The following is a 23,462-nucleotide window of genomic DNA, read 5'->3' on the forward strand; positions in this document are numbered from 1 at the left end:
GTATTCCCACGCTGGAGCGTAGGGAACGATCATCTCAACTAGCGTGCGATGCTCCACGTTGGTCCTGCTTTTCAGGCGACTTCCCGCCGCCGCGAATCAGCCCGCGCAGCGCGAACCGGTTGGGGTGACAGGCTTCGGCCACGCTACGCGGCAAAGGCAGTGGTTCGTTGTCGAGCCAGGCGGCGATCAGTTCGCCACACAGCGGCGCGGTGATCAGCCCGCGCGAACCGTGGCCGCTGTTGACGTACAGGCCGTCAAGCCACGGGCAGGCGCTGTCCGGCACCTGACGTGCATCCTTGCCCAGTGCGGCATAGGCCTGCATGAACGCCTTGCGGTCGGCCAGCGGACCGACGATGGGCAGATAATCCGGGCTGGTACAGCGAAACGCCGCGCGCCCCTGCAATTGTTCGGGCGACAAAGCGGCGGCCTCAAGGCGTGAAGTGAGGTCTTCCGAAATCTCCCGCAACAGCCCCAGATTGTCCAGATGATCGGCCAGGTTCGGCGTCAGATCAGTGCTGTTGAAATCGAAACTGGCGCCCAGCGTATGTTCGCCCAGGCGCGCCGGAGCCACATAACCCTCGGCGCACACCACGCTGCGCAATGCCGTGCTGGCTTGAGTCTGCGGCAAACGGGTGATCTGCCCGCGGATGCGTTTGAGCGGCAAATCGGCGCTCTGCGAAAACTGCTGGATATCAGCCGCACCGGCCAGCACCACGACCGGAGCGCTGTCGACCAACTGTTCCTCACTCCAGACCTGCCACTGATCATCGACACGTCTCAGCTCCAGTGCCTGTTGATGAGTGATCAGGCGGATATTGGCGTGCGCAGCCTGTGCGTGACACAACGCAGGCGGATGAACCCAGCCGCCTTCGGGGTAAAAAAGCCCGCCACTGTTCAGCGCAACGCCGCTCTGCGCTTCGGCCGCAGGCTGGTCCAGCAGGTGCAGGAGTGATTCGGGGAAGGCATCGGCCAGTTGTTTCTGGCGCAGCGCTTCCTTGTCGTCGAAGGTCAGTTGCAGCACCCCGCAAGCGTCCCAGTCGACCCCGCGCTGCAAGCGCTCAAGCAGCCTTCGTGTATGACCGAAACCGCTGAGGATCAACTGTGACAGCGCCGTACCGTGCGCCGACAGTTTCAGGTACAGCACGCCCTGCGGGTTGCCGGATGCTTCCTGTGCCGGTGCGGCGTGGCGCTCCAGCAGGCTGACCTGCCAACCGCGTTGCGCCAGACTCTGTGCCGTGGCGCAGCCGGCCAGCCCCGCGCCAATCACCAGCGCTTTACGCTCGCCGCCAATCGGCGCGGGGCGGGCGAACCAAGGCTTGGCAGCAGCGGGGAGCGCTACGTCCTCTGGCCAAGCGATAAAAGCGCCACGCAGGACTTCCCATTTGTGGCCGATGCCCGGTACGCGCTTCATCTTGAACCCTGCCGCATTCAGCGAGCGGCGCACCCAGCCGGTGCTGGTGAAGGTGCCTATCGTGGTGCTCGATGTGGACAGGCGCGCCAGTTCGGCAAACAGCTCGGGGGTCCACATTTCCGGGTTTTTCGCTGGCGCAAAACCGTCGAGAAACCAGGCGTCCACCTGCCCGTCCAGTTGCGGCAGCATCTGCAGCGCATCGCCGATCAGTAGCGTAAGCGTCACGCGGCCGCCCGCGAACACCAGACGCTGAAAGCCTTCATGCACAGCCACATACTGATCGAGCAATTGACCCGCAAACGGCGACAGCTCGGGCCACAACGCGAGGGCACGCTGCAGGTCGGCGTGGCTCAACGGGTATTTCTCGACGCTGACGAACTGCAGGCGCGCATCGGTGGGCGCGCACTCGTCGAACAACTGCCAGGCACAAAGGAAATTCAGCCCGGTGCCGAAGCCGGTTTCACCAATGATCAACCGGCCTTCATCCGGCAATTCGGTGAAGCGCCGGCGCAGGTCGTTCTGCACCAGAAACACATGGCGCGTTTCGTCCAGACCGGACTCGGTGGAAAAGTACACGTCGGAAAAATCGCGGGAACGCGGGTTGCCGTGTTCGTCCCAGTCGATCTGGGCGTGGCGGGTAATGGTCATGTCGGGCTCAGCGAAGGCAGTGGCGGCATTTTAGCCGTCTGCGCAGAGAAAAGTGCTATCAAGGATGTGTGGATTGACCGATGCCTGCAATCAATGGTCACAATCTCCATCAGGCGTTCTCTGAGCCCACATCAATCAGGAGCTGTGCATGTTTGAATCCGCTGAAATCGGTCATGTCATTGACGATGAGACTTACGAGGCAGCGTTGCCGCAACTGCGCGAAGCGTTGCTCGAAGCGCAGATAGACCTGCACGAGCAGGCTGGTCGCCAGATCATCGTGCTGATCAACGGCATAGAAGGCGCGGGCAAGGGCGAGACCGTCAAACTGCTCAGTGAGTGGATGGACCCGCGCCTGATCGAGGTGCGTACCTTCGATCAGCAGACCGACGAAGAACTCGCTCATCCGCCCGTCTGGCGCTACTGGCGGCAATTGCCGGCCAAGGGCCGCATGGGTATTTTCTTTGGCAACTGGTACAGCCAGATGCTCCAGGACAGGGTTCACGGGCGCTTCAAGGACGCCGTGCTCGATCAGGCCATCAGCGGTGCCGAACGACTGGAAAAGATGCTCTGCGATGAAGGCGCGCTGATCTTCAAATTCTGGTTTCACCTGTCCAAAAAACAGATGAAGTTGCGTCTCAAAACCCTCAAGGATGATCCGTTGCACAGCTGGCGCATCAGCCCGCTGGACTGGCAGCAGTCCAAGACCTACGACAAGTTCGTGCGCTTCGGCGAACGGGTCCTGCGTCGCACCAGTCGTGAATATGCCCCCTGGCATGTGATCGAGGGTGTGGACGCCAACTACCGCAGCCTGACCGTCGGCCGCCTGTTGCTGGAAGGCATGCAGGCCGCGCTGAACAAGGCCGAGCCCGAGACCGCTGCGCTGACGGTCGGGCCGCTGGCGATTCACAGTAACGAGCTGACCCTGCTCGACAGCCTCGACCTGAGCCTGAACCTGAGCAAGGACGATTATCAGCAGCAGTTGATCACCGAGCAGGCGCGGCTATCCGGCAACATGCGCGACAAGCGCATGAAAAGCCACGCGCTGCTGGCAGTGTTCGAAGGCAACGATGCGGCAGGCAAGGGCGGTGCGATTCGACGTGTGGCGGCGGCACTGGACCCGCGTCAATACGCCATCGTGCCGATCGCCGCGCCCACCCAGGATGAGCGCGCGCAACCGTATCTGTGGCGTTTCTGGCGGCAGATACCGGCGCGCGGCAAATTCACCATCTTCGATCGCTCGTGGTACGGCCGCGTGCTGGTCGAGCGGGTCGAGGGTTTTTGCAGCGAGTCGGACTGGAAGCGCGCGTACTCGGAAATCAATGACTTCGAAGAGCAGCTCACCGACGCAGGCGTTGTGGTGGTCAAGTTCTGGCTGGCCATCGATCAGCAGACCCAACTGGAGCGTTTCAAGGAGCGCGAAAAGATCCCGTTCAAGCGCTACAAGATCACCGAGGACGACTGGCGCAACCGCAAGAAATGGCCTGACTACCGCCAGGCAGTCGGCGACATGGTGGATCGCACCAGTACCGAAATCGCACCGTGGACATTGATCGAGGCCAACGACAAGCGCTGGGCCAGGGTCAAGGTGTTGCGCACCCTCAACGAAGCGCTGGAAGCGGCGTTCGCCAGGGACAGGAAGAACTGATGGTCTGAGCGTTGCGGTGGCGTCGGTTTTACTCGGCGCTACCTCTTGCAACCGCCCGGCGGGCGCGTCTTCTGCCTGAGGATATAGATCGTCACCAGCACTGCGCTGGTCAGCATGAAGACCCGTGCCCAGGGTGAGGGCACCAGGTAGCACGACAGGCTGATGCTCAGCCACATCAGGCCGATGGCGTAGACCTTGCCCTTGAGCGGGATGCCGTTGCCTTCGAGGTAATCACGAATCCACGGACCGAGTTGCGGGTGGTTGACCAGCCAGTCGTAGAAGCGCGGAGAGCTGCGCGCGAAGCAGGCCGCGGCCAGCAGCAGAAAAGGCGTGGTGGGCAGCACCGGCAGGAAAATACCGACCACGCCCAATATCACGCTCAGCCAGCCTACCGCTACAAGCAGATAGCGCACCGACCGGTGACGGCTGGTGCGCGGTGAGCCTTGCGCCATAGGCGCCGACTCAGTGATGGCGGGGCTTGAGGATCGCCGGCTTTTCGTCCGGTGCCTGGCAGAGCAGGTACAGGGCGGTCAGCGCTTCAGGGATCTGCACGATCATGTCGTCCATCAGGTTGGCGTCCTGGGCGATGTCGGCGAACTCCGGCTGCTCGTCGAACAGGCCCGAACCGACCATGATCGGCAGGAGCATTTCGCTGACTTCTTCCTCGGCACTTTCAAACCAGGCGTTTTCACGCAGGAACACGCCTTCCATGAAGCCGATGCACCAGCCGCGCAGGTCGGAATCATCAGGGTCGTCGCCCAGGTCCAGATCGCACGGCAGCTCGAACTCTTCGTCCGAAGCCAGCTGGCGGGCAATGTGTGCCTTGAGGGCAATCAGCGTCGCTTCGACTTCTGTCTGTTGCGCTTCGCTGGAGTACTGCGGCGGCTCGGAGAACAGCGCGTCGATCCACTCGCGCTCCGGCACCTCTTCAGCGCAGATTGACAAGGCGGTCAGGTAGCCATGCGCGGCCACGTAGTCCAGTGCTTCTTCGTGCAGTTCATCTGCATCGAGGAAGACTTGCAGGCGGGTTAATTGCTCAGCGAAGGACATGGAAGCGCTACCTTGAAAATATAAACGATGCTGGATTCTAGGCCCTGAGCGTCCGTGGCGCCAGCGCGCAGGCCAATTGCAGTTAATTTCGACCGCTCATGTCCCAGTCATCCATTGCTCCCGAGCGCTCGGGTATACTCCCCCGTTTTGCAGTGCAGCAGGATATTCCGGGGTTTTTTATGCTTGAGCAGGCACAACGCGTACTTAAAGACATCTTCGGTTACGACAGCTTTCGTGGTCGCCAGGGTGCCATTATTGAGCGCGTAGCCAGCGGTGGCGATGCGCTGGTGCTGATGCCCACCGGTGGCGGCAAGTCCCTGTGTTTTCAGGTACCAGGGCTGTTGCGCGACGGGCTGTGCGTGGTTGTGTCGCCACTCATCGCGCTGATGGACGACCAGGTTGCCACGCTGGATGAACTGGGCGTGTCGGCCGCTGCACTCAACTCGACCCTCAGCGCCGAGCAGCAGCGCGAACTGGCCAATCGCATTCGTCTGGGCGAAGTCAAAATGCTTTACCTCGCCCCGGAGCGCCTGGTTCAGCCACGCATGCTGTCATTCCTGCAAAACCTCAAGATCGCCCTGTTTGCCATCGACGAAGCGCACTGCGTGTCGCAATGGGGTCATGACTTCCGCCCGGAATACCTGCAACTGGGTCAACTGGCCGAGCTGTTTCCGGATGTACCGCGCATCGCGCTGACCGCCACCGCCGACAAGCGCACCCGCGAAGAAATCGTCACGCGTCTGCACCTGCAGAACGCCGAGCGCTTTCTGTCCAGCTTCGACCGGCCCAACATCTTCTATCGCATCGTGCCCAAGGAACAGCCGCGCAAACAGTTGCTGGCCTTCCTTTCCGAGCGCCGCAGCGACGCCGGTATCGTTTACTGTCTGTCACGCAAGAAGGTCGATGAGGTCGCCGTTTTTCTCAGTGACAACGGCTACCCCGCGCTGCCTTATCACGCGGGTCTGCCGTCCGAAACCCGGGCGGCCAACCAGAAGCGCTTTCTCAACGAGGAAGGGCTGATCATGGTCGCCACCATTGCGTTCGGCATGGGCATCGACAAGCCCAACGTGCGTTTTGTCGCGCACATGGACCTGCCCAAATCGCTTGAGGCTTATTACCAGGAAACCGGCCGGGCAGGGCGTGATGGCCTGCCCGCCGATGCCTGGATGGCCTACGGTCTGCAAGACGTGCTGATGCTCAAGCAGATGCTGCAGAACTCCGAAGGCGACGAGCGTCACAAGCGGCTGGAGCAGCACAAGCTCGATGCGATGCTGGCCCTGTGCGAAGAAACCCGTTGCCGTCGGCAGACCCTGCTGGCCTATTTCGACGAAGACATGCCCAACCCGTGCGGCCATTGCGACAACTGCGTCGATGGCGTGCAGACCTGGGATGCCACCGAACCTGCGCGTCAGGCGCTGTCGGCCATCTACCGTACCGGCCAGCGTTATGGCGTCGGCCATCTGGTCGACGTGCTGCTCGGCAAGTCCAACGACAAGGTAGAGAGCTTCGGTCATCAGCACCTGTCGGTGTTCGGCGTCGGTAAAGCGCGCACCGAGTCCGAGTGGCGCTCGCTGTTCCGCCAACTGGTTGCGCGCGGTCTGGCGGACATCGACCTTGAAGGCTATGGCGGCCTGCGCCTCAGCGAAACATGCCGCCCTTTGCTGCGTGGCGAAGTTTCTCTGGAACTGCGCCAGGACCTCAAGCCACAAACCACATCGAGAAGCAGTTCCGGCAGCCCGGCCAGTCAACTGGTGCGTGGCGAAGAGCGCGAGCAGTGGGAAGCCCTGCGTGCCCTGCGGCGCAAGCTGGCCGAAGAGCACGGTGTCCCGCCTTACGTTATTTTCCCGGACTCGACCCTGCTGGAAATGCTGCGCAGCAAACCCGGATCGATGGCCGAGATGGCCAAGGTCAGCGGTGTGGGTGCGCGCAAGCTGGAGCGTTATGGCGAAGCCTTTCTCGAAGTGCTCAGCGGCAAGGCCGAGGCACCACGGGTGGTTGCCGATGTGCGTCACGAACTGATCAGCCTGGCGCGCGCAGGCATGACCCCGACGCAGATCGCCGGTCAGTTGCAGTGCTCGGAAAAGAATGTCTACACCCTGCTGGCCGAAGCCATCGGCAAGCAGCAGTTATCCATTGAGCAGGCGCTGGACTTGCCGGAGGACCTGCTGGGTGAAGTGCAGGATGCCTTTCTCGATGGAGAAGGGGAACTGCCGCCGGTGTCGGCGATTGCCGAGCAGTTTGCCGGGCGGGTGCCGGAGGGTGTGTTGTATTGCGTACGTGCAGCGCTGCAATCGGAGTTTGAGGTATAACGGCGTGCGACGGAGCGTCACCGTCCCGTGCTTGCTTGAACATAAGGACCATGCTTAGCTCGCTAATAATTAGTTTTAATCACGAGTTTCCTTATGCCAATGACTGATGAACATCGTTTCGGGATGCAGCTCGGGCACCTCACGCGAGGCTGGCGTGCGGAGCTGGATCGCAGGCTGGCCGATCTTGGCCTGTCTCAGGCTCGCTGGCTGGTCCTGCTGCACCTCGCGCGCTTCACCGAGCCGCCCACCCAGCGCGAGCTGGCGCAGAGTGTGGGCGTAGAAGGCCCCACCCTGGCGCGCTTGCTCGACAGTCTTGAAAAGCAGGGCCTGGTGCAACGTCAGGCGGTGCTTGAGGATCGACGTGCAAAAAAGATCCTGCTCAGTGACACGGCATTGCCCCTGATCGAAAAAATTGAAAACATCGCCAATGTATTGCGTATCGAGTTGTTCGAGGGCGTGAGCGAAGAGGATCTGCGCGTCAGCATGCGTGTGCATTCGCAGATTCTCGCCAATCTCGAAAGATCCTGAGACGAAGCTGCGCATTCTCAACCATAATCGTTAAACGGATACTGACGTCCATCTGATTACGTGAGAAGCCTGCCGTGGTTTCCATAAGGGTTCGCATGCTGAAGAGTTCACTGGCTGCTGTCGAAGGTGCAGGCCGCAAGGCGCGCGAGGCGTTTGGCAAGGGCGTGTTGGCGGTTTCGTTGCTGACCTGCTCCACGCTGGCATCTGCGTTGGGCCTGGGTGAAATCACCTTGCACTCGGCGCTTAACCAGCCGTTGAATGCCGAGATCCAGCTGCTGGAAACCGGCGGTCTGAGCAATGAAGACGTGGTCGCCCGGCTCGCATCACCCGAAGCGTTCGCCAAGGCCGGAATAGAGCGCGTGTTCTTTCTCAATGACCTGCGCTTCACGCCGGTTCTGCGTGGTGACCGCGGCGTGATCCGGGTGGTTTCCAGCAAGCCGGTCACCGAACCCTACCTGAGTTTTCTCGTCCAGCTGGCGCGGCCGAATGGCGATTTGCTGCACGAATACACGCTGCTGCTCGATCCTGCCACCTCGGCGCAAGGCCTGGCCGCCACGCGCAGCCGCAACCAGCAGCGCTCGGCGACCTCCGCTTCGGAAAGCCGCATGCCGGTCGCGCCACCGGCGGCCGTGCAGGGCAAACGCTATACGGTGGCCAGTGGCGACACGCTCAATGGTATCGCCAGCCGCTTGCAGGGACCTGGCAACAAGGTGTCGGCAAGCCAGCTGGCGGACGGTATTCGTTCGCTCAACCCGCAAATCTTCGCCGCAGGCGCCGGGTCTGCGCTTAAAGTTGGCCAGGACCTGTTGCTGCCGGACGCTGCAGTGCTGCCGACCGCCGCAGCGCCTGCCGCAAGCGCTACGGCGCCTTCGCCAAAGCCTGTCGAATTGCAGCGTACCGCCGAGCAGTTGTCGGCCGCTGCCATCGAAAACCAGCAATTGACTCAGTCACTGGAGGCGCTCAAGGCGCAGACGCAGGAATTGCAGGAAGAGATGAGTGGCAAGGACAAACAGATCATCGCCTTGCGCAGTGATCTGGCCGCTGCGCAATCCGCTGCCACGCCAGCTGCACCGGCAACAGTCACGCCAGCACCTGCGACACCTGCAGTTGCGCCTGCCGCGCCTGCTCAACCTGTTGCTGCATCGGGCAGCGATTCATTCCTCAGCCTGCCGATACTAATCGCTGCCGTATTGATCGTGCTTTTGCTGGTGGCGTTTGCTTATTCGAAACGACGTCAGCAGCGCAAGGAATCAGCGGCGCCCGCCGCCACCCCGGATGACCAACTGATCAAGCCCGCTCAGGCATCCATGCTTCCGGTGTTCGAAGTGCCCGCTGTTGCGCCGCAGCCCTTGGTGCAGAGCTCATCGACGCCGGCACCGGCCAAGCCATCGCCAGCACAACGCTCGCCTGGCGCTGCTCCGGATGCGCTGGATGGCGTGAGCATTTACATCGCCTACGGACGCTTCACCGAGGCGATGGGTATTCTGCGCAGCGCCCTGGAAACCCAGCCCGAACGCGATGACATTCGCATTCGCCTGCTGGAGTTGCTGGCGGAACAGGGCGACGGCACTGGTTTCGTTCGCGAAGAACAGGCTGCGCTGGAGCACGGCGTCGATCCGCAGACCATTCAGGACATCCGCGATCGCTTCCCGCAGCTCAAGGCTGCCGAGATCGCTCCTGTTGCGGCGGTCGTCCCGGCTGTCGCGGTGGCAGCCAGCACATTGTCTTTCGATAAATCCGAGCCTGAACCTGAGCTCTACCTGCAGCCCGAAGCTGAGCCACAACCCGCCGCGCAGCTGGATGAAAGCGCCGCTGCGGCGCTCAACCCGCAGCACGCCGATGAGTTTCAGTTGAACCTGGATGACCTGTCGATGGACGCCGACTGGGATCTGGTCGACCCGTTCGACAGCCCGCCGACGCGCGCCAAGCCTGCCGCTACACCAGCGCCGGCTGAAGTCGACCCCGGTTTTTCTTCGGACCTGACCCAGTTGCCGGAAGTCTTCGAGCTCTCGGACGAACAGTTCCTCAGTGATTTCTCCGAGCCCGAGGTGGTTGAGCCAGTCGAAGTACTTGCGCCATCTGCCGCCGACGGCCTGAGTGACGATTTCCTCGACAGCTTCATGAACGATGACGCTGATTTCGACCTGCTGGATCTGGAAGAACCGCCGCTCAGCCAGATCAATCAGGCGCAAGTGCTGATTGAGGACGGCGATCTCGAATCGGCCCGTGAAATCCTCCAGCAGATCATTGACGAGTCCGATGAGGAGCATCGGCGCATGGCCCGCGAGCTGTTGGCCAACATCAGCTAAGCGCAGCGTGTAAGGGGCGACCGGTCCTGCGTTCAGCGAAAGATCGGTCGGATCCCCCGGCATTTCGGATAGGCCACACAACCCCAGAATTCCCCGGCGTTCTTGCCGGTGCGCGCCACCTTGATCACCATGGTTTTCCGACAGTGCGGGCACGCAGGCGCCGCCGGCTTTGCCGTGGGTGTTGGCGGCGCAGGTTTGTGGGGCTTTTTGCCAGGGTTGGCGCGGCGGGTTCTGACTGGCGCTTGCGGTTCAGGCAATTGCGCTGCAGGCGTAGCGGGCTCCGGGCGCTGTTGCCGGTTCGGTGTGCCTCCCGCAACCCGGCTCAATAACCCGCGCAGTTTCTTGATAAGTGCTTGCAGCGCAGAGGTCGTGTTGTGTGCCATGGGGTTGCCTTGGGTCTGTGCCTTGGGTCGGGATGCGATCAGGTGCCGCATGGTGCAGGCATCCTCGTTGCGGCGCAAACACCTTACGCCGCTCTCATTCCTGCCGTTTCTTGAGTGACGTAATCCCCAACCGTTGTTAAAGCCCTGAGTCTTGGGGGCGATAACAGTGCATCATGACTATCGGTTGTCACTTTGAAAGGCTGTGCTACACCTTCAGCATCTGCCCGGAGTATCAGCGTTATCACGGAGTGATTCCTAATGCGCGTCAACATGCCTATCACGCAGACTGAGCGGACTTTTCCGGCCTCTGAACGCCTGATCTCCACCACCGACCTTAACAGCCACATTACTTACTGCAACGACGCCTTCGTCACCCTGAGCGGTTTTACTCGCGAAGAGCTGGTCGGGCAGACGCACAATCTGGTGCGCCACCCGGACATGCCAGCCTCGGTGTTCGCGCATATGTGGGAAACTATCAAACAGGGCAAGCCGTGGATGGGGGTGGTCAAGAACCGCTCCAAGCAGGGTGATTACTATTGGGTCAGCGCTTATGTGACGGCGGTTTACGAAAACGGCCGGATCGTCGGGTACGAGTCGGTGCGCTCGCTGCCGACCCGCGATCAGGTGCGTCGCGCTGAAGCGCTGTATGCGCGGTTGCGGGCTGGCAAGTCGGCAGTGTCCTCCAGCAGCTCGGCGGCCTATCACCTGATTCGCCAGTTACCGATGATCCTCTGCGCGCTTGCGCTGGCTGTGGGTGTTTACCTGCTCGACGATTTGCCGTCGATCATCATGATCCCGATTGTGATGGTTGTGTTGGGCGTTTTTCTTGAAGTGCGTCAGCGCCGCAGCATCCGCGAAACCCTTGAAGAACACCCCAAGGCCTTCACCAGTGCATTGATTGCGCTGACCTACAGCGATAATCGCGGCCCGCAGGCCCAGCTCGACCTGGCCATGCTCAGCGAAGAAGCGCGCTTGCAGACGGCCTTGACGCGTCTGGCGGATACCGGCGAGAGCGTGCGCCAGCATGCGGGCCGGTCAGCGCAATTGTCCCTTCGCCAGGCCGAGTCGCTGGATCAGCAGCGCAGTGAGGCCGATCAGTCAGCCACGGCCATCAACCAGATGGCGGCGACCATTCAGGAAGTCACCCACAACGTGCAGAACACTGCCCATGCTGCCGAGGAGGCCGACAAGCTCGCGCAACAGGGGCGTGGGCTGGCAGATGAAAGCCTGCTGGCGATTCGGCACATGGCGACCTCGGTTACCGACATTGGCAACGCCGTGGGGGAACTGGCTGACGCGACCCAATCGATCGGCAGTGTGGTCGATGTGATCACGTCCATCGCCCAGCAAACCAATCTGCTGGCGCTCAACGCGGCTATCGAAGCGGCGCGTGCCGGTGAACAGGGGCGTGGTTTTGCGGTGGTGGCCGACGAGGTACGTTCGCTGGCGTCTCGCACGCAGTCGTCGACCGAGCAGATCCAGCAAATCATCACCTCGCTGCGTGATGGCGCCGACCGTGCGGTACAGACCGCCAGCAAAGGCGAGCAGATTTCTCAGGAGAGTGTCGCCAGCGTTGAAGCCGTGCAGAAGGCGCTGGATGGCATCAGCCAGTCCGTGACCCGCATCACTGGCATGAGCCAGCAGATGGCATCGGCGTCTGAAGAGCAGAGCCACGTCGCGGAAACCATCAGCCAGCAAATCACCCGCATTGCGCAACTCTGCGACGAAAGCGCCAGTCAGGCGCAGCAAGGTTCGCAGATCAGCAGCGAGCTGGAAGAAATGGCGCACTACCTGCACAGTCTGGCAGAACGGTTCAGCCGCTAGGCAGGCCATTCCCTGGATAGGACGCAGAGCGTCCTGAACGGCATTACCACGGAGCGTGGGAACGATGGTGAGCAAGGCCCAAACCACCACTTATCGTGCCCATCGCTCCGCATGGGCATGCCGTTCATGACGCTCTGCGTCATCTTTTTCCGTGAATCTCCGAATGAATATTTATTATTGCCGGACAAGTTTTGGCGCCCTCAGACAAATAACGCTGTTGGCAACTGTTACTGGAAACAGTGGGTAGGGCACAAGAAAAACACGTCGGATGCAATTAAATGGCCACTACGCAATAATTCAACGGCATAATAAAATCCAAAATAAACTCAATAGATTCAAGCGCCTATCAGCTATGTATATGTCCTGCGATGCGTTTTCCTTATGTCTTAACCTTTGTATCAGAATTGAAATAAAACTGTTGCCAAGTTTTACACTGCGGACTATGTTCTGGAATCGCTCAATCAAGAGCCAACCAGTATCAGGTGTGCAGGGATGCAAAAGTCGAAGTGCGTGAGTGTTGTCCGTTATTCGTTCAAGCCTGTAGCAACCGGCGCGCTGTGCGCGCTGTCTTTTACGTTTGGCTGCTCGGCTTATGCTGACTATGTCGAGCAGGGCAAGCCGGGTGACGCTGCCAGTTGGCGCTCGGCAGAATTCCAGAGCGACTGGGGTCTGGGCCGTATCCAGGCTGATCAGGCCTACGCCGCTGGCATCACCGGGGCTGGCGTCAAAATCGGTGCGCTGGACTCGGGCTTCGACCCGTCCCATCCGGAAGCCACGCCGTCCCGCTACCACGCCGTCACCGCTACCGGTACCTACGTCAACGGCTCGCCGTTCAGCATCACCGGTGCCATCAACCCGAACAACGACACCCACGGCACACACGTTACCGGCACTATGGGCGCGGCGCGCGATGGTGTGGAGATGCATGGCGTGGCGTACAACGCGCAGATCTACGTCGGCAACACCAATCAGAACGACAGCTTCCTGTTCGGCCCTAACCCCGACCCGCAGTACTTCAAAGCGGTGTATGGCGCCTTGGCGGATGCCGGCGTGCGCGCCATCAACAACAGCTGGGGCAGCCAGCCGGCTGACGTGACCTACGCCACCGAAGCGGGCGTGCGCGCTGCCTACGCTCAGCACTACAACCGCGGCACCTGGCTGGACGAAGCGGCGAATGTCTCGCGCAAGGGCGTGATCAACGTTTTCAGTGCAGGCAACACCGGTTACGCCAACGCCAGCGTGCGGGCTTCGCTGCCTTTTTTCGAGCCGGATCTTGAAGGCCACTGGCTGGCCGTGTCTGGCCTCGACAGCAGCAACGGTCAACGCTACAACCAGTGCGGCCTGTCCAAGTACTGGTGCATCACCATGCCCGGTCGGCTGGTCAACAGCACCGTGCCGGGTGGCGGTTACGGCATCAAATCAGGCACCTCCATGTCCGCGCCGCATGCCACTGGCGCGCTGGCGCTGGTGATGGAGCGCTTCCCGTACATGACCAACGAGCAGGCGCTGCAAGTGCTGCTGACCACCGCCACCCAGCTCGACGGTTCGATTACTCAGGCACCGACCAACAGCGTCGGCTGGGGTGTGGCCAACCTGGAGCGGGCAATGCGCGGTCCGGGCCAATTGCTCGGCACCTTCGACGCTAATCTGGGTGCAGGGTTGACTGATGTGTGGAGCAATAATATCTCCGATCAGGCGCTGATCCAGCGTCAGGCCGAGGACAGCGCCGAGCAGGCCACCTGGCAGCGGACGCTGATCAGTAAAGGCTGGCAGAACGGCGTTGCCAGCACCGCCAGCCAGCAGGATCAGGCCGATTATGCCACCGGCACTGCTCGCGCCGCCGCAGCGGCACAGCGTCAGTACCAAGGCAGCTTGATTAAATCCGGCGCGGGTCGACTGATTCTGGAGGGCGCCAATACCTATCGCGGTGACACACTGGTCAATGGCGGTTTGCTGTCGGTCAATGGATCGCTCGTGTCAGCCGTGCAGGTCAATGCTGGCGGCACGCTGGGCGGCAATGGCCAGATCGGCGGGCTGACAGCGCGCAACGGCGGTATCGTCGCGCCGGGCAACTCCATCGGTACATTGCAGGTCAATGGCAATGTGACTCTCGAGCCGGGTTCGACCTACGCCGTGGAGCTTTCCCCAACTGCCAGTGACCGCATCGTCGCTACAGGCAGCGCCACGGTGTCAGGCGCGAACATGACGCTGGCGCTGGAGAATGCAACGCCTGTGGCCTTGAGTTCTGCTCCGATCCAAAGCGTGGTAGGTCGCCAGTACAACGTGCTGCAAGCGGCCAATGGCATCAATGGCCAGTTTGGCAGCGTGTCCTCCAACTACGCCTTCCTCGGTGGCCGACTCGACTACGCAGCCAACGCGGTCGCACTGAACGTCGAGCAAACTGCCGCTTTCAATAGCGTCGCGCAAACCCCCAACCAGGCTGCTGTGGCGACTGCCGCCGAACAACTCGGCGCGGGTAATGCGGTGTATGAAAACCTGCTGCTTACCCAGAGCGCTGCCTCGGCACGCGACAGCTTCCAGCAATTGTCCGGTGAAATTTACCCGGCCATCGGCAGCGTGTTGATCAACGACAGCCGTCAGGTTCGGGATGCGGTGGGTGAGCGTCTGGGTGCCAGCGTGTTCGGCACCGATGGCAACACTGCCGCACAAGACAACGTCTGGCTCAAAGCCCTGGGCGCATGGGGCAAGACCGACTCGCGCGACGACACTGCGGGTTACACCTCCTCGATTGGCGGGCTGCTGGCCGGTGTCGATGGCAACCTTGCCGATGACACCCGTCTGGGCGTCGTCGCAGGCTACAGCGACAGCTCGCTGAACATGGGCTCCGGCACGCACTCCAGGGCGTCGGTGGACAGCTACCATCTGGGCGCGTACCTCGGCCATGAAATCGGTGCGCTGCGCCTGACCCTGGGCGCCGCACACAGCTGGCATCGCATCGACGCGCAACGCGACGTGCAGGTCGGCGGCGCAGCGGGCAAGGAGAAAACCAAACACGATGCGCAGAGCACCCAAGTGTTCACCGAGGCGGCGTATCGCATTCACCTGCAACCCGCGACGCTTGAGCCGTTCGCCAATCTGGCCTACGTCCACCTGAACACCGATGGTTTCACCGAGAAGGGCGACGCTGCAGCGCTGTCTGCCGGTAGCGACAACCGTGATGCGGTACTCAGTACCCTCGGCCTGCGTGCCCTGAAGAGCATCGCGATCAGCGACCGTCAGAAGGTCGACCTGTCCGGCAGCCTCGGCTGGCAGCACAACCTGAGCAACACCGATTCCGAACAGCATCTGGCATTTGCCTCCGGTGGCAGCAGCTTCGCTATAGAAAGCTCGCCGCTGGTGCGCGATGCCGCGCTGGTCGGTGCTCACGCCAGTCTGGCGTTGAGCAAGGAGGCAAGGATCAGCCTCGATTACAGCGGCCAGCTGGCCAGTCGTGAGAAAAGTCACGGTGTCGGCCTGAGTCTGAACTGGCAGTTCTAAGCAGTAGACAACCCTAAACCCAAAAGAACGACGCGCATGCAGATGCATGCGCGCGGAGATTCGTGCGCGTTAACTAAGGACGGTAATTTTCATGAAAGATGCATTCAGTACCCGACACACCTCTGTCAAACCCCTGAGACAAGCCATTCGAGCGGTCAATCGCGCCTCCTGCGGCGCGCTCGCCTGTTACCTGGCGACACTGGGCGTGGCTCATGCCGCACCGTATGTGGAAGCAGGGCAGGCGGGCAATGCCGCCAGCTGGCGCAGTGCCGAATTCAATGCCGACTGGGGCCTGGGCGCGATCAACGCCGATCAGGCCTACGCCGCAGGCTACTCGGGCAAGGACATCAAACTGGGCATCTTCGACCAGCCGGTCTACGCCCCGCATCCGGAATTCGACAGCCCCAACAAGGTGGTCAATCTGGTCACCAGCGGCATCCGCGAGTACACCGACCCGTACATCCCGGTGAAGGCGGGCGACGCTTTCCGCTACGACGGCGCACCGAGCCTGGACTCCGGCGGCAAACTCGGTAACCACGGCACCCACGTCGGCGGCATTGCCGGTGGCAATCGCGACGGCGGGCCGATGCACGGCGTGGCCTACAACGCGCAAATCATCAGCGCCGACAACGGCGACCCGGGCCCGGAAGACGGCATCGTACTGGGCAACGACGGCGCGGTGTATCAGGCAGGCTGGAACGCGCTGGTCAACAGCGGCGCGCGGGTCATCAACAACAGTTGGGGCATTGGCATCACGGACCGTTTCGACAAAGGCGGGCGCGATCCGGCATTCCCGCACTTCACCGTGCAGGACGCGCAAGTGCAGTTCGACCAGATTCGCCAGATCCTCGGCACGCGTCCGGGTGGCGCGTATCAGGGCGCGATCGACGCCGCACGCAGCGGCGTGGTGACTATCTTCGCAGCAGGTAACGACTACAACCTCAACAACCCCGACGCGATGGCCGGGCTCGGCTACTTCGTACCGGAGATCGCCCCCAACTGGCTGACCGTCGCCGCCCTGCAACAAAATCCGGATGCCGCAGCGGCCGCTACCACGCCCTACACGCTGAGCACTTTTTCGTCGCGCTGTGGCTACACCGCCAGCTTCTGCGTCTCGGCACCGGGCACGCGCATCTACAGCTCGGTGCTCAACGGCACCAGCCTGGCAGACCTGACCGTCGGCTGGGCCAACAAGAACGGCACTTCGATGGCTGCGCCTCACGTCGCAGGCAGCATGGCTGTGTTGATGGAGCGCTTCCCGTACATGACCGGCGCGCAGGTCGCCGACGTCCTGAAAACTACCGCCACCGACCTCGGCGCGCCGGGCGTCGATGCGCTGTACGGCTGGGGTATGATCAACCTCGGCAAAGCGGTCAACGGCCCGAGCATGTTCGTCACCGAAGCGGATATTCCTGCCGAGTTCCGTATCGACGGCGCCTACGGCGACAGCCAGTTCGTGGCTGACCTGCCTGGTGTCGGTGCGATTGTCGATGCCGGTAAACCGACCCAACGCACCTGCAGCGGGCCGCAATGCGGGCTGGACGTATGGAGCAACAACATCTCCGGTCACGGCGGCCTGACCAAACAAGGCATCGGCACTCTGGTGTTGACTGGCGCCAACAGCTACAGCGGCCCGACGCTGGTCAATCAAGGTCGTCTGGCCATCAACGGCTCGCTGGCCTCTGCGGTCACCGTCAATAACGGCGGCATACTGGGTGGCAATGGCAGTGTCGCAGCGCTGACCGCCAACCAGGGCGGCACCGTCGCGCCGGGCAACTCCATCGGCACGCTGCAAGTGGCGGGCGACCTCAACCTGGCTCCGGGCTCGACCTACGCGGTTGAATTCTCGCCCACCGCCAGCGACCGCATCGTGGTCGGCGGCACCGCGACCGTGAGCGGCGCCAACATGGCCCTGTCCCTGGAAAACGACAACCCCGCGCTGCTCAGCAGCAACCAGACCCGCAGCGTGGTCGGTCAGCAGTTCAACGTGCTGCAGGCGACTGGCGGCGTTCAGGGTCAGTTCGGCTCGGTGACCGATAACTACGCCTTCCTGGACGGCAACCTGGCCTATACCGGTACAGGCGTGACACTGGCCCTTGCACGTAATGGCGACAGCTTCGCCAGCGCGGCGCAAACGTCCAACCAGCGCAGCGTGGCTCAGGCCATCGAGCAACTGAGTGCGGGCAACTCGGTCTATGAGAGCGTCATCCTCAGCCAGGACGCTGCCAGCGCACGCCGTGCATTCACCCAACTGTCGGGCGAAGTGCACCCGGCCATCGCTACACAGCTGATCAACGACAGCCGCCAACTGCGCGACGCCGTGGGTGATCGTCTGCGCGTAGAAGGCTTGTACGACCAGCCAGCACCCGGCACTGAAGACAGCTCGGTGTGGGTCAAGGCGCTGGGTGCCTGGGGCAAAAACAGTGGCAGCAGTGACAGCGCCAGCTCGACCTCATCGCTGGGTGGCCTGTTGGCAGGCGTCGACGGCCTGATCAGCGAGCACACCCGTTTGGGCGCGATGGCAGGTTACAGCGACACCTCGCTGAGCCTGGGCGACGACACCCACTCGCGGGCCTCGGCAGACAGCTACCACCTGGGCGCCTACATCGGCCACGAACAGGGCGCACTGCGCCTCACCGCAGGCGCATCGCACAGCTGGCACCGCATCGATGTGAAACGCGACCTGCAATTCGGCGCGTTTTCCGACCGTCAGAAGGTCAAGCGCGACGCCCAGTCGAGCCAGGTGTTCACCGAAGCCGCCTACCGCCTGAACCTGCAACCGCTGGCACTGGAGCCATTCGCCAACCTGGCTTACGTCCACTTCGACAGCGACAGCTTCACCGAAAAAGGCGGCGCCACAGCCCTCAAAGGCAGCGACGACACACGCGACACCGTGCTCTCGACCCTGGGCATGCGCGCCGGAAACCGCTTCAACCTCAACGACACACAAAAACTCGACGTCTCCGCCACCCTCGGCTGGCAGCACAACCTGAGCGACACCTCGTCGGAACAACACCTGGCCTTCGCCAGCGCCGGCAACAGCTTCAACGTGCAAAGCGTCTCCATGGACCGCGACGCCGCCATAGTCGGCGCCCGCGCCAGCCTGGCCCTGGGCAGGGACGCACGCATCAACCTGGACTACAACGGTTTGCTGGGTGCGCGGGATAAAACCCACGGTGTGGGTCTGTCGCTGGATTGGCAGTTCTGATGGGGGATGCCTGCGGGGTGTAGTGGCCCCGCAGGCTCTAGACACCTAGCATGCCCACCGCTCCGCGTCACATCCAAGCCATCACGGCCTGATAACTCACGAATCCAAGCTTTTGGCCAAATACCGTGAAACGCACCGGGCAACGCTTCTGCCCGCAGGGCATAGGAGCGAACTTGTTCGCGATCTGCCGGGAACCGGCAGTAAAACCTGTGCGTGCGATACATCCTCTGCAAACCAAGTCTCAAAGTCGGGCTATTCAAACCTCCCACAAAGTTGTTCTCACCGAACAACCCAAACCCCCAACAATCACCTCAACAAACAAAATTTGATGGCTCATTAACATCATGGTAAAACCTTGCAACAGACACTCGTCTGCACTCGCTAAGGAATAGCCATGAAAAAGACAGGGACAGGCTTCGTTGCCATACTCGCATTCCTCTGTGCCTTCTCCGCAAACGCCAGAGAAACCCAGGTAACAGACGCCTCAATCGTCAAAGCCATCATCCAGGAATCCATCGATGGCTACTCCGGCAACTGTCCTTGCCCTTACAACTCTGCGCGTAACGGCAGCCGATGCGGCAAGCGCAGTGCGTATAGCCGTGAAGGTGGTGAGGAACCGATTTGCTACAAGGAGGACGTCACCAAAGAAATGATCAACGACTACCGACGCCGCCTGAAAGACTGATCCGACGAGACACAATGGCCGTCACCCACATGGCACGGCCATCACCACGCATTCAACCCAGCCGAGAGGCAGGCAGCACCGCCCGCCACCAAGGCCTGCCCAAACTGCGCGGACGCGCCTCAACCTGCATCTGCGGATGCGCCAACAGCATCGGCATATCCCGCAACCGTATCCACGGCTCGCTGTGCCAGTGCAACATACTCACCGACAACCCCGGCCACTGCAGCATGCTCAGGTTCGGCGTGCAGTCATCGAACGGCACCTGCCCATCCCGCAACGCAGGCACCACCTCATGGGTAAGCCACTGCCGCAACCCGCGATTCTCCGCATGGTAGTGATGCACCATCATCGCGTACGCCCCCGACTCACTGACCATCAGCTCTGACTGTGCTTCGCCGTGCAGGTCGAGCGAGATCATGCGGTGCTGGTCAGCGTCCAGCTTGCGCAGCGTCCGCTCGTTCAACGGCCAGCCGATCATGCGACCCAGATCACGGGCACTGAACCAGGGTTGGTTTTCGAGGAGGAGGGCGATGAGCTGGCGGTTGTGGCGGTGGAAGGGGGTTGGGGTGAAGCCGGCAAAAACCTCTTGTGCCTGACGAGCACTGCCCCGGAATAGATTGTTTAACATGCTGACCTCTACGTATGAGCTGAAATGACGTTAAAGACCAACGCAGAGCGGGCGTAAGAAACCCCAACTGAGCGGATCAGCAAAGCCGAGATTCCCGTTTGATTAGAACGATTGGAATCTGAAGCTATGCGTGAACTCACTGCATCTACGTTGGGTGTTTCTTAGGCACCGGCGCATACGATACCGGCGCTGGCAACGTGTCGATATCGGACAGGAGAGGGAGGGGCTGTCAGGGGTTTCCGATCTTCAGGCGAGGTATCGGGCTCAGCAACCCATATCGTTCCAACGCTCCGCGTAGGAATGCAGTTCGCGACGCTCTGCGTCGCATTCTCAGGGCTGCTACATAAACACGACACTACCGACGCTTCGCTTTACCCATGCTGGCAATCTAGATACTGTTGTCGGACTTTTCCTACAGGGACGTTCGGTAATGCCTTCGCTCAATCAGATTTTCTTCGGTCCGCCCGGTACGGGGAAAACCTACGCCACAGTCGAAGCGACGTTGCAGATCCTGGATCAGCCTTTTCTTGCAAAAAATGCCGGTAATCGGTCAGCGCTAAAAGCTCGTTTCGACGAGCTGCTCGCAGCAGGCGACGTGCGCTTTGTGACCTTTCATCAGAGCTTCAGCTATGAAGACTTTGTTGAAGGGCTTCGCGCTACGACTGATGAGCAAGGCCAGATCCGTTACGAGGTGGTATCTGGCGTTTTCAAAAGCCTCTGCGAGTCAATTGCGAGTGAACTGAGCGGAAAATACCGAGCATTCAAAGTCGGTGATCGCTACGGCACAGGCTACAAAGTGACCCGCGCCACGCCTGATGTCGTAGAGATAGAGAAGCCTCAAGGTAAGCACCTCCCCATAGGCATGAGTCTGCTAAATACGCTCGCTTCTTATGTGGACGCCGGCACCTTCACTATCGAAGAACTGGGCAATGGTCGCTGGGACAAGAAAGTGCCGGGCTCCATCCTTGATCCGTTCTTGGTAAATGGCTACAAGAATTTCCTGCCGTCGATGGTCGAACACATGCTGGGTAGGAACGAGGAGGGCTTATTTGAGCCTGCCCCTATTCAGCATACCGATGCCAAAGTGCTGATCATTGATGAGATCAACCGAGGCAACGTCTCGCGCATCTTCGGCGAGCTGATCACCCTCATTGAACCTTCCAAGCGTGCGGGCGCATCAGAGGCTCTCGAAGTTACGCTGCCTTACTCGAAGGAGCGCTTCAGCATCCCCGGCAACATTCACTTGATCGGCACCATGAACACATCTGACCGATCATTGGCCGCACTTGATATTGCCCTGCGTCGTCGCTTCACGTTCATCGAGGTGCCGCCTAACCCGGAGCTGCTTGAAGATATAGAGGTTGATGGCATCGCTATCGACGAATTGCTCAGTGTGATGAACCAGCGTATAGCCGTCCTGCTCGATCAAGATCATTGCCTGGGGCACGCGTATTTCATGCCTCTCGAAAGCGATCCAACATTGGGGCGCCTGGCAGGCATTTTTCGAGAGCAAATCCTGCCGCTACTTCAGGAGTACTTCTTCGAAGATTGGCAGCGTATCCAGTGGGTCCTCAACGATCAACGCAAGGCTCCAGAAAATAGATTCTTGATCCAGCCGAGCCAAGACCTCAGCGTGCTGTTTGGAGATGCTGTCACAGTCGGGCAGAACAACGAGCGTTGGGAAGTGAATCTGCCTGCATTCGACAATATCGAGTCATATCTGGGGGTGATCGATCACAACCTGAGCGTCAGCGCGCCGCTGGAAGCCAAGACCGTCAGAACGGAAGGCGTAGACATACGACAAGCCGCCAATGGCAGTATTGAGGTCTATCGTGGAGGCCAGCAGGTCAAACCTGCCAAGCCACATTTGCGAGAGATTGCCAGCAAACATGGCCTACCTATTACATCAGCGTCGGGCATCACGCTGAACACGCGGGACCTCGGGCGCAAGATCATTAAATTCCTGAGCGAACAGCAAAGGTGAAAACCACCGTAACGGTCCGAGAATATGCTCGGCTGACAACCAGCAATGTTCTTAGCCCGACGCTCGACGTAGCCCAGGTATCGCCCTCGGCTTTCGACTGGCTCTGCGAAACCAGTTCCCGCTTTAGCAAAGCGGGTGCAGCACTGGTTCAAGTCGAAGGCCGCCGCTGGCTTAAACTCGACAACTACGTTGGCGCGCTGGAAACACCCTGCGGTACGCGTATCGAAATCCTGCCCAAGCATTTTGAACAAGGTGACTGCATCCAGCAAAGCCGCGCGTTGCTCAGGCGCATGATTCAAAAGTCATTAGACCTGCCTACCCGTAAGGTCGGCGCTACCGCCTTACAGCGTTTCGACGCGCCCTTGACTGAATGGGTGATGAGCAGCTTTCTTGATGCGCTCGACCACCTCATTAAACGCGGCCTTCGCTTCGACTACCAACGAGTCGAAGAGGAACAGCGATATTTGCGCGGCCAACTCAACACCGCCCGCCAAATGCGCCAACCTCCTGGCCGACAGCACCACTTCCAAATTCGTCACGACGTATTCCTGCCCGACCGGGCCGAGAACCGCCTACTCAAAACAGCGTTAGATATCGTCTGCAAAACAACCCAAGACCCCAGTAACTGGCGTCTCTCCCACGAACTGCGCTCACTGTTGCTAGAGATCCCAAGCAGCCGAGACACCGCTCAAGATTTCAAACAGTGGCGCCACGATCGGCTGATGGCCCACTACCAGCCTGTGAAGCCGTGGTGCGAACTCATCATCCAACAGCAAACACCACTGGCGATTGCGGGCGAATGGCAGGGCATGAGCTTGCTGTTCCCGATGGAGAAGCTGTTCGAACGCTACGTGGCTGCGTGCCTGAGGGAGTCACTGCCGCCAGATGCAACGCTGCATACCCAGCGCAGCAGTGAGTATCTGTGCACCCATCAGGGCAAAAAGGTCTTTCAGCTACGGCCTGACTTGATGATTACTCACGGGGAGAAGAGCTGGGTTCTGGACACCAAGTGGAAGCGACTGGAAAGCGAGTTGGGTGGCAAAAATTATGGTCTGAGCCAGGCGGATTTTTACCAGCTGTTTGCGTATGGACAGAAATATCTGGGCGGGCAGGGGGATTTGGTGCTGATTTATCCGAAGCGGGCTTCGTTTCAGGAGGCGTTGCCGGTTTTTGAGTTTTCAGAGGGGTTGAGGTTGTGGGTGGTGCCGTTTGATTTGCAAATAGGTAGATTACAAGCTTTAAATTTTAAATATTTTTAGGAGGGTTTTGCAATTCTGGTTGCCCAAAACTGAGGTTGATAAATATAAGAGCTTTAGTTGGGGGGGGCAAAGTAATTATTTTGAGAACGTGTT

15 protein-coding genes are annotated in these 23,462 nt (G+C 60.5%); 10 read left to right on the forward strand and 5 right to left on the reverse strand.

What is annotated here, in order from left to right; all coding sequences use genetic code 11:
• Window positions 1-34: 34 nt before the first annotated feature.
• Window positions 35-2,059, reverse strand: coding sequence for a bifunctional tRNA (5-methylaminomethyl-2-thiouridine)(34)-methyltransferase MnmD/FAD-dependent 5-carboxymethylaminomethyl-2-thiouridine(34) oxidoreductase MnmC (gene mnmC, locus JOE29_RS06235; RefSeq protein ID WP_074997056.1), 2,025 nt, complete (start codon window positions 2,057-2,059; stop codon window positions 35-37).
• A gap of 148 nt (window positions 2,060-2,207) precedes the next feature.
• Here mnmC and pap point away from each other — a divergent pair, with 148 nt between their 5' ends.
• A complete protein-coding gene (gene pap, locus JOE29_RS06240) occupies window positions 2,208-3,704 on the forward strand; it encodes a polyphosphate:AMP phosphotransferase (RefSeq protein WP_210079037.1) in 1,497 nt (498 codons plus the stop codon).
• Between the two features lie 38 nt (window positions 3,705-3,742).
• Here the strand turns inward: pap and JOE29_RS06245 are convergent, their stop codons facing one another.
• Entirely contained in the window at window positions 3,743-4,156 is a 414-nt protein-coding gene (locus JOE29_RS06245; RefSeq protein WP_024648675.1) for a YbaN family protein, read from the reverse strand.
• Window positions 4,157-4,166: 10 nt separating this feature from the next.
• A complete protein-coding gene (locus tag JOE29_RS06250; RefSeq protein ID WP_003314545.1) occupies window positions 4,167-4,754 on the reverse strand; it encodes a YecA family protein in 588 nt (195 codons plus the stop codon).
• Window positions 4,755-4,933: 179 nt separating this feature from the next.
• Here JOE29_RS06250 and recQ point away from each other — a divergent pair, with 179 nt between their 5' ends.
• From recQ to JOE29_RS06265, 3 genes are all read left to right on the forward strand, one after another.
• Entirely contained in the window at window positions 4,934-7,063 is a 2,130-nt protein-coding gene (gene recQ / locus JOE29_RS06255; protein WP_024961117.1) for a DNA helicase RecQ, read from the forward strand.
• A 93-nt stretch (window positions 7,064-7,156) separates the two neighbouring features.
• Complete coding sequence (locus JOE29_RS06260; protein ID WP_003363288.1) at window positions 7,157-7,591, forward strand: MarR family transcriptional regulator; 435 nt, start codon at window positions 7,157-7,159, stop codon at window positions 7,589-7,591.
• Between the two features lie 95 nt (window positions 7,592-7,686).
• Window positions 7,687-9,900 carry a FimV/HubP family polar landmark protein gene (locus JOE29_RS06265; protein WP_210079039.1) on the forward strand — a complete coding sequence of 738 codons (2,214 nt, stop codon included), beginning with the start codon at window positions 7,687-7,689 and terminating at the stop codon, window positions 9,898-9,900.
• 32 nt (window positions 9,901-9,932) lie between these two features.
• Here JOE29_RS06265 and JOE29_RS06270 read toward each other — a convergent pair whose 3' ends face one another.
• Window positions 9,933-10,283, reverse strand: coding sequence for a topoisomerase DNA-binding C4 zinc finger domain-containing protein (locus JOE29_RS06270; protein ID WP_074997151.1), 351 nt, complete (start codon window positions 10,281-10,283; stop codon window positions 9,933-9,935).
• A 258-nt stretch (window positions 10,284-10,541) separates the two neighbouring features.
• Here JOE29_RS06270 and JOE29_RS06275 point away from each other — a divergent pair, with 258 nt between their 5' ends.
• From JOE29_RS06275 to JOE29_RS06290, 4 genes are all read left to right on the forward strand, one after another.
• Window positions 10,542-12,107: a PAS domain-containing methyl-accepting chemotaxis protein gene (locus JOE29_RS06275; RefSeq protein WP_003429486.1), complete on the forward strand. Its 1,566-nt coding sequence runs from the start codon at window positions 10,542-10,544 to the stop codon at window positions 12,105-12,107.
• A gap of 492 nt (window positions 12,108-12,599) precedes the next feature.
• Entirely contained in the window at window positions 12,600-15,605 is a 3,006-nt protein-coding gene (locus tag JOE29_RS06280; protein ID WP_074952064.1) for an autotransporter serine protease, read from the forward strand.
• 91 nt (window positions 15,606-15,696) lie between these two features.
• Window positions 15,697-18,813 (forward strand): autotransporter serine protease, encoded by a 3,117-nt coding sequence (locus JOE29_RS06285; protein ID WP_210079047.1) that lies wholly within the window; start codon window positions 15,697-15,699, stop codon window positions 18,811-18,813.
• Window positions 18,814-19,207: 394 nt separating this feature from the next.
• Complete coding sequence (locus JOE29_RS06290; RefSeq protein WP_100073556.1) at window positions 19,208-19,498, forward strand: hypothetical protein; 291 nt, start codon at window positions 19,208-19,210, stop codon at window positions 19,496-19,498.
• Window positions 19,499-19,550: 52 nt separating this feature from the next.
• Here the strand turns inward: JOE29_RS06290 and JOE29_RS06295 are convergent, their stop codons facing one another.
• Window positions 19,551-20,126, reverse strand: a complete 576-nt coding sequence (locus tag JOE29_RS06295) for a Bro-N domain-containing protein (RefSeq protein WP_099315152.1) — start codon at window positions 20,124-20,126, stop codon at window positions 19,551-19,553.
• A 430-nt stretch (window positions 20,127-20,556) separates the two neighbouring features.
• Between JOE29_RS06295 and JOE29_RS06300 the strand changes: the two genes are divergently transcribed.
• Window positions 20,557-22,110 carry an AAA family ATPase gene (locus JOE29_RS06300; RefSeq protein WP_210079055.1) on the forward strand — a complete coding sequence of 518 codons (1,554 nt, stop codon included), beginning with the start codon at window positions 20,557-20,559 and terminating at the stop codon, window positions 22,108-22,110.
• Entirely contained in the window at window positions 22,107-23,369 is a 1,263-nt protein-coding gene (locus JOE29_RS06305; protein ID WP_210079057.1) for an McrC family protein, read from the forward strand. The genes JOE29_RS06300 and JOE29_RS06305 overlap by 4 nt, the downstream gene beginning before the upstream one ends.
• Window positions 23,370-23,462: the final 93 nt, after the last annotated feature.

The sequence above is a fragment of the Pseudomonas sp. PvP009 genome, from assembly GCF_017832995.1.
Taxonomy (GTDB): Bacteria; Pseudomonadota; Gammaproteobacteria; order Pseudomonadales; family Pseudomonadaceae; genus Aquipseudomonas; species Aquipseudomonas syringae.